The sequence below is a fragment of the Actinomadura napierensis genome, assembly GCF_039529375.1.
Taxonomy (GTDB): domain Bacteria; phylum Actinomycetota; class Actinomycetes; order Streptosporangiales; family Streptosporangiaceae; genus Spirillospora; species Spirillospora napierensis.
In genome coordinates this window covers 1-11,012 of sequence record NZ_BAAAMR010000189.1, presented here as the reverse complement: position 1 = coordinate 11,012, position 11,012 = coordinate 1, and the positions used below count along the sequence as shown (strand labels likewise).

Here is an 11,012-nt window from a genome sequence, read left to right as displayed (position 1 = left end):
CGGCACGAGACACGTCCTTCCCCGTTGGCCCACGGCCAACTCAGGTCACGTGGCCGTGAAACGGGGGGAAGCTCAGAATGCCTGGGTGGCGAGCTGCGCTGGCGTGAGATCTGTGCTGGGCTGCCGTGACGCGGGGGCCGGTAGGTTACCGGGCTCGGTTGCGTCCAGATGGTCGGCGACCTTGCTCAGGAGCAGGTCGGTGACGTTGCGCTCGTCCATGCCGTTCCAGGATGTGAGCGAGTCCAGCAGAATCCGGTGATCGCGTAGGTCGTCCCAGGTGGGTTGCCTGCCGTGTACGTCCGCGAGAGCGATGCGTGTTGCCGCCTCGACTAGGAGCTGCTCGGCCTTGAGCGGGTCGTTGACGACTCCCTTGGTCGTGGTCATGGTGGGGAACGGTGGTGCGGGCTCCAGGTCGGCGGTGAGGACGGCCTGGTTCTTGTTCCGTCCGAGGAAGTGCACGTAGTACTCGGTCTGGCCCTGGTGGGAGACGAAGACTCCGGTGACGCTGCCATGGGTCGGCTGCCCCAGCAGGATGGCCTCGTCGGCGGCGGGGCCTTGGAGTTGGACGGTCGAGCCGATGGCGAAAGCGTTGGGGTTGTCGCGTTCGGTGTCGTAGTAGGCCTGGGCTTGGGCGGCGATGTCGTTGAACTCGATTCCGCGTCGTTCGCTGTAGTGCATGAGGTCGATCAGCAGGTCGCTGATCAGCTCGCGTGCGTCCTCGTCGTTGGTGCGGTGGTCGAGGTCCTCGGTCTGCTCGAAGAGGGCTTGGAAGGCATCGAGAGCTGCGGCTCCGAACGCGGCGAACTCTTCGGCGCCGGCTTCGGTCATACGACCTCCATGCGGTCTCGGTGGGCTGGTGATTCGGGGCGCTGCAGTGCCCTAGGGGCGGCGCGGATGCCGCTTGGATCGATCCGGCAGCCTGGTCACAGGAGCCGGGGCGTCAGGCCGAATGGGTGTGGGGCCTTGTGGGAACCCGGTCGCGGCCAGCCGGGCGACCGAAGCCAGACCGGTGCTGTCGGCGGGCGGTGTGTCTGTTCGCCGGGCCGTGTCCGAAACGCGTGCGGCAAGGCGATGAGCGATCCCTTCGGGCCGTCCCCCGGACCAGTTCGCCAGGGCCTTCGACAGCCGCGCTACGTCGTCCAGCTTTTCCTGGTAGGTGACCGGGACGGTGTCGGGGTTGCGCTGGAGCCAGGCGGTGAGGGTGACGATCGTCTCTTCGGCATCGCGTGCATGGTGAACGATCCCGGCTGTTCGCGTGGCGACCGGTAGGAGCGAGTCGGCCGGTTCGAGCTCGGACGCTGCCGCGTACACCCTGTTGGCGATGCCCGGGACCCGCACTGTGCAGCGGGCATCGCCGCCCGGCGCTTCGCTGAGGGAGGTGATGAAGCCGCGCCAACGCGGGTACCGCGGCGTGGCTCCGGTAACGGTTTCCTGCCGGCGGAACTGCACCTGGCCGCCGAGCCGGAAATTGTGGACGGGATCGGTGTCGGTTCCGCCGCGGTCGATGTGGCGCTGGTGCAGTTCCTCGAGCGTGTCGTGCAGGTCGAGGCCGTGTTGGGCGGCGTAGCGGGCGAGCTGCTCGATCAACGATTGGACGAGCGACTCGGCCAGCGCCGGGTCAGCGTGGTGGCCGGGAAGGTCGCGAGGCAGGAGCTCGCGCTGGTAGGCGTCGAGCGCGGCGGCGACGGCGTCACCGGGATCGGGCATCCAGGTACCTCCGTGGGATGCAGATGGTGCGGGGTCACTTCAGGCGTGAACGAGAGTCGGGCCCGCCTGAAGCCGGGCGGGTGGCTGCGGGTTGGGGGAGCGGTTCGCGGGCGAGGTCGGCGGCGTTGTCGTTGGGGAACGAAGCCGCGGCGCAGCGAGCAGCTGAGGGGCATTCGTCTGCGGTGTGCTGGCCGGCATGGTGGCGTAGGTGGCGTAGGACCTGGTCGGAGGTGGTGCCGGACCAGGCGGCCAGTGTCGTGGACAGCTCGGCCAGGTCGGTGAGCAGCTGCGGATCGCGGCCTGCGGTTTGGTGATCGGTGCGCAGGTGGGTGAGCATGCTGATCAGGGTCTGCTCGGCTGCCTGGGCGGAGAAGACGGTGCCGGCGGTCCGGGTCGAGATCGGCGCCATTCGACTGGCCGGCACGAGTTCGGACGTGGTGACGTGGCGTGGTTCCAGGATGCCGGGGATGCGGAGCGTGCATTCGGTGTCGCGCCCGGGATCGGGACCGGTCGATTTCAGTTCGGTGATGAAGCCGCGGTGGTGGTCGGTGTCGCGGTCGCGGAACTGGACCTCGGTGTCGATGCGGAAGCTGTAGCGCGGGTTGGTGATGGCGCCGCCGCGGTCGATGCGAGCTTGGATGAGGGCGTCCATCAGGTCGACGACGTCCAGATGGTTGCCTTCGCCGTCGCGGACAAGGTCGGCGACGAGAGAGTGCAGGAGTCCTTCGGCCTCTCTGTGGTCGTTGCGATGGCCATTGGCCAGGCCGCCGAACAGGTGCTTCTCGTAGGCATCGAGTGCGAGCACGGTGGCTTCCATGCGGTCGGGCATGCGGGTCTCCAGTCAGTGGCATGAGCTGTGGTGACGGGCTTCGGTCAGACCTCGGCTGGCAGGGAGAGTTCCTGGTCGGGGCCGAGCCAGCCGTCGGGGACCGGCGCGACGCGGGCCTCGTGCGGAGTGAGGTGTTCGTCCTCGGTGCATTGGTAGAAGGGCCCGCGGGGGCCGAGGAGGACGGGGAGTTGGTGGTCGAGGTGGTCGCGATACCACAGGGCCATGCCGGTGGCGCCTTGCAGGCGCATCGCCTCCCACGCGTACCAGAGCGCGGTGAGGCGAGAGATCGCCTCACCGTGGTGCCACCACTGGGCGCACCAGCGGAACTCCCCGCCGAGCGTGCGGCGGTACATGGGAACGAAGTGGGTCGTCACCCAGCTGGCAAGGCCGGGGTACAGCGGCTTGAGCTTCTGGGGGCTGGATGAGGGGTCTTCGGTGGGCATTGAGCCTCCTGGAGTCCTGGGTGAGGTCGTGGCGACGTGACCTTTCACTAGGTGGGTTCCTTGGACAGTGGTGGGGAACTCAGGCGTCCAGCTCGGGCCGTTGAGCGCGTTCGGGCTGGTCGTAGTGGCGACGGGCGGCTTGGGCAATGGAGGTGTCGGCGGTGATGATGGCGTTGTTGATGGCAGCGGCGTGCGGGCCGCGGTACCAGGGACGCAACCGAATGAGGGCGGGTTTGGTGCCGGTGGCCAGCAGGAGTGCGGTGCCTTTGGGGAGGGCGCGGATGTCGGCGGCGTCGAGGATTTCCTGGCGGCGCAGCGAGATTTGTTCGCTGGCGCGTCCGTCGTTGTAGGTGATGGAGCGCACAGGGACGTCGTGTTGGCCGATGAGGGTGGCCAGGTCACGGACCAGGCGGGGTGAGTCGATGCCGGCGCCGATGAGTTTGCGGGTGGCGGCCCCCCATAGCGCGGCCATGCCGGGTTCGCCCCAGACGGTGACGCCCTGTTCGTAGCTCTGCAGGATGGTGACCGGGATGATGCCGCGCGATCCGAGGTGGGAGTACAGCTGGGGCAGGTCGGCGATGCGGCAGATGTTGGCGGCCTCATCCAGCGCAACGACAAGCGGCGGATCGAGGCGCCCGCCGGATTGTTCGGCGCGGCGTTCGGCGGCGCGCATGGTGGTGTCGGTGAGCGCGGCGATCAGCGGCGCCGCGGCCGACAGGGATTTGGACAGCAGGTAGAGGGTGTCGAGGGTGCCGGCGAAGGTGTGCGGGTCGAAGACGGGCAGGTTTCGGGCGGGGGTGACCCAGGCGAGGATTTCCTGGTCGCGCAGGGCTTTGGCGGCGGTGCGGGCGGTCTGGTAGATCCCGTCGCGGGTCTCCACCGCACCGTTCTGGGTGCCCCTCAACGACGAGGCCATCAGCTGAAAGCCGGCCTCTTGCAGCAGCTCGATTGGGGTGGGGACGGCGGGTTCGTCGAGCCATTGGGCGATGTGGTGCAGGGAGCGGCCGGAGGTGGCGGCGGCCAGGAACAGTGCACACAGCAGGTCTTGGGCGGCCGGTCCCCACAGGTCCTTTTTCTGGCCGTCGTCGACGGTGAGGACGAAGTGTCCGGCCAGGCGGTGGGCGTCCTCGACGGTGGTCCGCCCGGCGAGGGGATTCCACCACCAGGTCTGGGGTTGGTAGGTGATGTGCTGCGGGTCGAACAGCCACGTTTTCCCGTTGGTGCGTTCGGCGCGGACGGTGGAGATAGCGGCCCAGAGGTCGGCTTTGTTGCTGGTGGCGATGACCGGGCCGGGCGCGGACAGCACGTGCGGGATCGACTGGGTGGTGGTCTTGCCCGAGCGGGGCGCCATGAACGCGACCACGGTGTCCTCGAAGGAGGCGAACAGCGTGGGCCCGGTGCGGTCGCCGGGCAGCAGAACGTCGCCGAGGACCAGGCCGATGTCGTCGCGGTTGAGCTGCTCGGGGGGTGCGGTGAGGGAGCGGCGCAAGGCGACGGCTTGTTGCGCGGTCGCGGGGGGTTGGAGTTCGGTGAGGCCGGGGTTGTCGGCGAGTGCGGCGACGGCATCGCCGGGCTGTGGGAGTCGTGCTGCGATGCGCCGGCAGGCCACCCATAGTGTGCTGCCGAGGGCGACGAGTAGCAGCATGAGGACGAGCGCAACGAGTGGCGTTGGAGTCTCTGGCCAGGCACGTTGGAACTGGTGCCGGACGAGAACGAGGGCGAAGTCGGTGCCGAACGGCGCGACGGTGCCGCCGGCCACGGCCGAGGCAAGCTTCGCTGACGCCCACACCAGCGCCAGCGCGGCGACCGGCGACCAGCAGCCGGCCAGGACCAGCCAGGCCGGGCCGGCGTTGGAGTCGAGGATCGAGGCACGGGGTCCGAGAGCTCGCGTCATGGGGTGGCCCGGATGGCTTGGTCGGTGTCGTAGAGGTCGGCTTCGGGGCCGACGAGGGAGAGTTCGACGGGGATGCCGAGGCGTTCGCCGGTCTTGATCAGGTACTTGCCGCGGCCGGGGTGGCGGGCGCCGGGCTGCCAGGAGTCGGGTGCCGACCAGGAGGTGACCAGGTGTTGTTCGGGGCCGGTGAGGGGGGTGATCTCGTGCACGCGGGTGAGTTCGCGGGGTGGGAGGCCGGCCAGGACGGTGATGGCGGAGCGGTCGGCGAAGCCTTTGGCTTTGGCGCGGTCTTCTTCGGTGGCTAGGGCGTCCAGGTCTGCGAGGGAGTGGGTGATCATGATGGAGGCCATGCCTTTGGCGCGGTTGAGGCGGGTGAGGGCGTCAGCGTGTTCGACCAGGCCGGGTGCGCCGCGCAGTGCGCGCCACAGTTCGTCCATGACGCCGAGGTAGGAGCGGCGGGGTGCGGCGTGCAGGTCGGCCAGGGCGGTGGCGGCGTCGACCATGCCGAAGGCGTAGGCCCAGGTGCACAGCATCGCGGCGGTGAGGAGCTTGTCGCCGGCGGCGCGGACCCGGGAGATGTCGACGCTGATCGCCGGTGCGTCCAGGTTCAGGGGGTGGGTGGTGGCGTCGTCGAAGACGCCGGCCAGCGAGCCGGAGATGAGCAGGTCGAGGGTGAAGACCAGGTCGCGGGTCTGGGCGCGGTAGGCGGTGCCGGTGTCGGTGCGGGTCGCCGACCGCAGCTCGTCGGGTCCTTGTTCCAGGATGTGCAGGACGTCGGGGATGGTGGGTGCGTGGTCCAGGCGATCGTCGAGCAGGTCGATGGCGCGCCCGAGGACGACCTCTTCGGCGTTGGTGATGCGGGACTCGCGGACGAGCGTCGCCAGCGCCAGCAGCAGCGACAGGCGCCGTGAGCGGACTTCCCAGCGCAGTGTCTCGGCGTCAGCTCCGCTGAGACGTCGCCGTGCTTGGTCTAGTGGGCCGGCGTCGAGGGGGTTGATGCGGTCGACGCCGCGTCCGACCCGGATGACCTGCCCGCCGAGGTAGTCGACCAGGCGGGTGTAGTCGGGTTTGGTGTCGCCCAGGATTATCGGGGTGGTTCCGGTGGCGACGGCCCCGGTGACCAGACGCTTCACCAGCGTGGACTTCCCGGTGCCGGGTTGTCCGAGGACGAACATGCCGGGGTTGGTCACCAGCCCTTCACGCAGCCAGGCCAGAGGGTCGAGGCAGACCACCTCGCCCCACAGTTGGTGGCGTCCGATCGGTGTGCCGACGGTCGGGGTACCGGAGCCGGCGGTGAAGGGGTAGAGGCCGCAGACCTGGCTGGTGGTGGCTTGGAATTCCGGCGCGGGCTCAATGTGCGCTGCTCGTCCGGCGTCGGGACCGTGCCAGCCCCACGGCGGGGCCAGTGGTTCGGACATGGCTTGTGTTTCGAGGTTCGGCGACAGGGTGTGCTCCGGTTCAGTGGAGGAGGCGGTGGGAGAGTTCGGGTGGGCAGATGCCGCACGGCAGGGTGGTGGCGAACCCGGCGGCCTGGCTGCCCCACAGGCGCCGTAGCCGGATCTTGGCCGCGTCGGCGGACGCCTCGACGTGCGCGACGGCGCGGCGCAGCTGCTCGGGGTTGGTGGTGGTGACGGTGGCGTACATCGACACCAGGCACACACCGGCGCCCATCGCCTCCTCGGTGGCGGCTTGCCGGGCGCGCGCCGAGTCCCAGCTGTCGCGGGCGGTCTCATCCCGGCCGGTCCGGCGCCGGAACTGGGCACGGAACGCCGCCGCGTTCACCTCCTGCTGCAGGACGCGACTGGCCGCTGCGGCAGGCAGCGCCCGGTACTGCAGGGTGACGCGTTTGGGGAACGGGCCGGGCGCAACCAGGCGGGCCAGGATGTCGGAGCGGACGTTTTGGCGGGGCGGTTCATGCCAGGCCCAGCTGACCGAGACGCCGCCGTCGTGCTCGTAGTGGCCGGTGTACTCGGTCGCGGCGATGGGGCCCGCATCACACCAGGTCAAAGCCTCGTCGGCTTGGGTGCTGGTCAGTATGCGGTTGACCTCGCCGCGGGCGTGCGGGTCGAACGCGGTCCGCACCGTCCCGGCGATCTCCGCTGCGGTCGCTCGGCCCAGCATCGACACTCCGCAGCCGCCAAGCCGGGACGCCAGCCCGTCCAGGGTGCGGCCGAGGTCGGCGACCGCCTCGAACAGATCCTTGGGGGAAGCGGCTGATGCCTTGGGGGCGAAGGTGACCGAGACGCGGGTGTCGACATCAGCGGCCGCGGTCGGGGCCGCCCGCACCAGCTCGGTCATAATGGCCCGCGCCTGCTCAGGTGCGGTGGGCACGACAGCCTGGTGAACAGCGTCGGCGAGGGTGGAACCGGGCTCGGGCGCGGTGTCGACGGTAACGGTGACCCAGCGGACGGCGGGCATATGGCCGAGGGCAGCGAGCCAGCCGCCCCAGGCCGCGACCCAGGTGTCGGCGTCGGTGCGGTCGGCCAGCCAGGTCGAGGCCGGCACCACCCGCAAGGTCGCGGTGAGCAGCCCGGTGCGCCGATCCCACACAATCCCGTACCGCCCGCCGTAACCGTCCTCGGCACTCAGCAACGTCAACGGCGCGAGAACCCCGGGCAGTTGGAACGCGCGGGGATGGTCGATGACGACGCCGGCGCGGTAGCGGTTGTGGCCGCGCAGTACCGCCCAGCGCCACCGGCACCGCGCCACCACCAGCCGCCCGACCGGCACTCCGCCGACCCGGATCAGACCCAGCCCGCCGACCAGGGCGATCGGTGGCAGCAGGTAGATGAGTGCGGCGGGGACGGTCGCGGCGACCAGGACCAGCAGCAGCGCCGCGCCCAGGGCGAGGAAGGTCGCGGTGGTGTCCAGCCCGAGCAGCCCGATGCCGTGCCGGCGCCGCCAGCCACCGTAGGTGCGGATGTCATGCCCCACCTGCACCACCCCCTGCACCGGCCGCACCGGACGGCCCGCCGGGACTGCCGGCGTCGGTGGAGCCGGTGGGGTTGCCCATCCAGCGCAGCGTGTCCTCTCCGCGGTGCCGCTCGCGATCGGCCGTCTGCACGGTCGCCGGCCCCGCGGGTTCGCCGTGGCCGCCGTCCGGGCCCGCCCAGCCCCCAGCGCTGGTCCCCGACGTTGTCTGTCCGGTGGCGTCCGAGTGTTCGGAGCCCGGCGGGGCACCGCCGGACGGGACACTCGGATCGGGGACCGGGGGATCGGGAGAGCTGGGGTGTGCGGGGCCAGAGGGTGTCTGCTGCGGGTCGGGCGATGGCTGGGAGGGCGTTTCGTCGCCGGACGGGCTGGTGGCGTGGTCGCCTAGTTGCTGGCTGAGGTAGTCGGCGTGCTCGCCGGCTGTTCCTCGCCCTCCACCGGCAGAGCCGCTGGCAGCGCCGTATCCGCGCAGGGCCCCGAGCGCGGTGGCGCCGCCCATTAGCGCGCCGAGGATGCCGCCGCCGCTGCTGGACTCGGCGCCGCCGGTGGTCCAGGTGAAGAACTTCAGCAGTACCGGGAACGCGATCAGGCTGATCAGCATCATCGCGAACCCCATCAGCACCGAATGCAGGCTCTTCCCGCTCCCGATGAGCGTGAACGCCGTCGCATACACCGCAGCGGCGGCGGGCTTGTAGAAGATGAGCGCGAGCATCCAGCCCCCGACGCGGGTGAACCACGACCGCGTCGCGGTGGTGATCACCCCGGCTGCGGCCAGCGGCAGCAGCCCGGCCAGGATGATCAGGGCGGCGCCGCGGAACAGCAGCAACAACGCCTGGATGATCCCGATGAACAGGGCGACCAGGCACAGCACCAGCACCAGCGCGGCGGGCGTCCCGGCCGGGATGACGACGATCTCGGCCATCCGCTTGGCGAAGTCGCCGTGCGACGAGGCGTCCAGCACCCAGCCGCACCACTGGTCGCCCCACTGCAGCAGCAGGTTCGGCAGCACCGTCCCGATCGCGGTGACCGCCGCCAGCACCACCAGACCGCGGCCGGCGTCGACCGCGGGGTTGGCCTTGCGGGTCAGCGCCATCTTCGCGGCGACCACCAGCAGCGCCAGCACCGCGACCGCGATCGTCAACGGCTGCACCAGCACCTGCAGGTACCCGATCGCCGACTCGGTCTCCAGGTTCGGCGAGGGCTTCCTCACCCACCACGACGCCGAGTGCGAGATCAGCCACCCGACCGCGGACTGAAACGCCTTGGCCGCATCCTCCAAGGCATTGCTACCGATCTCGCCAGGGATGTCGGGCATAGGCGGACCTCACGGATGGTCGTCGTTGTCGACCGTCTGCACACACCCCGGGTCCAGCACCGACGAGCACGGATCCCACGGAAGCAAGACCAACGTCGTCATGAGCCGCCGCCTCCGTTCGGGAAGCGCACGTAACCGTCCGCGGAGGGGATGGAGGCTGCTGAACCGCCCCATGTACCGCCGGGCGGAGCGATGACCCGCCAGTCGCTGTCTCCCCACTGCAGCTCGATGCGGGTGGCGGCCCGCACCGTCATGTCGCTGTCGCCAGGCCCGGCGGACACCAGATCGAGGCTGGCGGAGTCGGGGGAGTAGCCCTGCCAGCGGAATCCCTCCAGCACCACGTAGGCACGCCCCAGCGCCGCACCGTCCGGGAGATGCCCGTGCCGTTTGTCGTACAGCCCCTGTGTCGCGGCCAGCAACGATGAAGCATCCGGGCCGATGACCTGCTTGGTGATGGTGGGCTCGAACACCTTCGGCCCCCACTGAGCGTTCGCGCGCACCGCAATGTGCACCGCGGCCAGCAGCGCCCCGAGCGGGGTGCGCGCGAACCCGGACGCCAGATCACCGCCGGTGCTGCGTGGCCCGTCAGCGGCGGAGTAGGGGAGGGTGACCTCGTGGTAGTCCCGCCAGGACACCGCGGCGAACGACACCTGCGGCGCCGGCACGATCCCCAGCGCGGGAGAGGGAAGCGACGTGCTCGGCCGCACGACCGCGGGTGTCGGGTCGGGACCGTGCACGGCGAAGTCAGTGCATGCGCCCACGAGAGCACCGCTGACAATGGCGACCGCGAACAGTCGACCGCCCGACCCCCACCGCGACGAGCGGGGGTGCCGTGCGCCGGTACGTCGGCTGACGGGATCAGGGAGCTGGAGTCGGGTCATTTGAAGAACACCCCGACGATGGGGGCTGCGGTGGCGGCGAGGCTGAGTCCGCCCAGGACCCAGGGGATGCCGGTGGCGCCGTCGGCGGCGAAGGTGGACCGGTTCTTGCGGCCGATGGCCATCTGCCCGGCGCAGATGAACAGTCCGGCGACGCCGCAGATCAGCACGCCCCACTTGCCCCACGACAGCAGCGTGTTCATCTTGGCGTCCATCCCCGGCGGCGGCGCCGGCGGCGGATCGGGCACCGGCACCCCGAGACCGACCTGCGGTCGCAGCCGCCACGACTCCTCCAGCAACCGACCGACCCGGGCTATGCGCAGGATGAGGAACATCAGCGACATCCCACCTCCCCGCAGTCCTTTCCACGGCGTGCCGCCACGTCCGCCACGTCCGCACCGGCTTGGCCGGCCAGCCGGCGGAGCTGATCGATGGCGTGTCGCGCCTTACCGGGCAGGACGACCTCGGCCGGGTCCTCCACCAGCCGCAGCTGCCGGACGTACGGGACACGCACGATGCCACCGACACGCGCTTCCAGCAGCGCGAACCGGGCCGTCGCGTCCCGTGACTCCGGGCCGCCGTCGCTGACGATCGCCAGCGCCGCCACCTGCTCCTCCCAGTCGTGCAGGACCCCGATCGCTGCGGTCGCGCGCGTGGCTGCCGCCGCGGTGTTGCGGACTGCCAGCACGATCGGCCGTCCCTTGGCGCGCAGTAGTGCACGGTCCAGCTCCAGCAACAGCTGGATCGAGCCCATGTCCCACACCGCCGGCAGCAGCGCCGCCAATGTGGAGGCGCCGGCGCCGCCGTGCGCGCCGACCACCACCACATCCAGCGCCTCCGGCTCGACGCCCGGCGCCGCGCCCGGTTCTGTGGCTGGTGCGGGGCAGATCGTTCTGGTTTGGCGCAGGCTCACCCATACCCCCGAATCATTGCTCTGAGTTGATGAATGATTACAGTAAGTGGCAGACTTGTGGAGCGCAAGCATCACCAAACAACTTCTTCACAAGCCAACACG

11 protein-coding genes are annotated in these 11,012 nt (G+C 70.2%); all 11 read right to left on the bottom strand.

Annotated features, from left to right (window positions below; genetic code table 11):
* Positions 1 to 72 precede the first annotated feature (72 nt).
* On the bottom strand, positions 73 to 828 hold the full coding sequence (locus ABD296_RS47475) for a hypothetical protein (RefSeq protein WP_344284441.1): 756 nt from the start codon (positions 826 to 828) through the stop codon (positions 73 to 75).
* A 51-nt stretch (positions 829 to 879) separates the two neighbouring features.
* Complete coding sequence (locus ABD296_RS47470; protein WP_344284438.1) at positions 880 to 1,707, bottom strand: hypothetical protein; 828 nt, start codon at positions 1,705 to 1,707, stop codon at positions 880 to 882.
* A gap of 34 nt (positions 1,708 to 1,741) precedes the next feature.
* Positions 1,742 to 2,536: a hypothetical protein gene (locus ABD296_RS47465; RefSeq protein ID WP_344284435.1), complete on the bottom strand. Its 795-nt coding sequence runs from the start codon at positions 2,534 to 2,536 to the stop codon at positions 1,742 to 1,744.
* 44 nt (positions 2,537 to 2,580) lie between these two features.
* Positions 2,581 to 2,979 (bottom strand): DUF4913 domain-containing protein, encoded by a 399-nt coding sequence (locus ABD296_RS47460; protein ID WP_344284433.1) that lies wholly within the window; start codon positions 2,977 to 2,979, stop codon positions 2,581 to 2,583.
* 79 nt (positions 2,980 to 3,058) lie between these two features.
* Positions 3,059 to 4,873 carry a type IV secretory system conjugative DNA transfer family protein gene (locus tag ABD296_RS47455; protein WP_344284430.1) on the bottom strand — a complete coding sequence of 605 codons (1,815 nt, stop codon included), beginning with the start codon at positions 4,871 to 4,873 and terminating at the stop codon, positions 3,059 to 3,061.
* On the bottom strand, positions 4,870 to 6,291 hold the full coding sequence (locus ABD296_RS47450) for a hypothetical protein (protein WP_344284428.1): 1,422 nt from the start codon (positions 6,289 to 6,291) through the stop codon (positions 4,870 to 4,872). The genes ABD296_RS47455 and ABD296_RS47450 overlap by 4 nt, the downstream gene beginning before the upstream one ends.
* A gap of 40 nt (positions 6,292 to 6,331) precedes the next feature.
* The gene (locus tag ABD296_RS47445; RefSeq protein WP_344284425.1) at positions 6,332 to 7,807 is read right to left on the bottom strand and encodes an SCO6880 family protein; all 1,476 of its coding nucleotides are present in this window, start codon (positions 7,805 to 7,807) and stop codon (positions 6,332 to 6,334) included.
* A complete protein-coding gene (locus tag ABD296_RS47440; protein ID WP_344284422.1) occupies positions 7,797 to 9,119 on the bottom strand; it encodes a hypothetical protein in 1,323 nt (440 codons plus the stop codon). The genes ABD296_RS47445 and ABD296_RS47440 overlap by 11 nt, the downstream gene beginning before the upstream one ends.
* 98 nt (positions 9,120 to 9,217) lie before the next feature.
* The gene (locus ABD296_RS47435) at positions 9,218 to 9,880 is read right to left on the bottom strand and encodes a hypothetical protein (protein WP_344284419.1); all 663 of its coding nucleotides are present in this window, start codon (positions 9,878 to 9,880) and stop codon (positions 9,218 to 9,220) included.
* A 116-nt stretch (positions 9,881 to 9,996) separates the two neighbouring features.
* On the bottom strand, positions 9,997 to 10,341 hold the full coding sequence (locus ABD296_RS47430; protein ID WP_344284416.1) for a hypothetical protein: 345 nt from the start codon (positions 10,339 to 10,341) through the stop codon (positions 9,997 to 9,999).
* On the bottom strand, positions 10,332 to 10,910 hold the full coding sequence (locus tag ABD296_RS47425; RefSeq protein WP_344284413.1) for a hypothetical protein: 579 nt from the start codon (positions 10,908 to 10,910) through the stop codon (positions 10,332 to 10,334). Before ABD296_RS47425 ends, ABD296_RS47430 begins: the two co-directional genes overlap by 10 nt.
* Between the last annotated feature and the right edge of the window lie 102 nt (positions 10,911 to 11,012).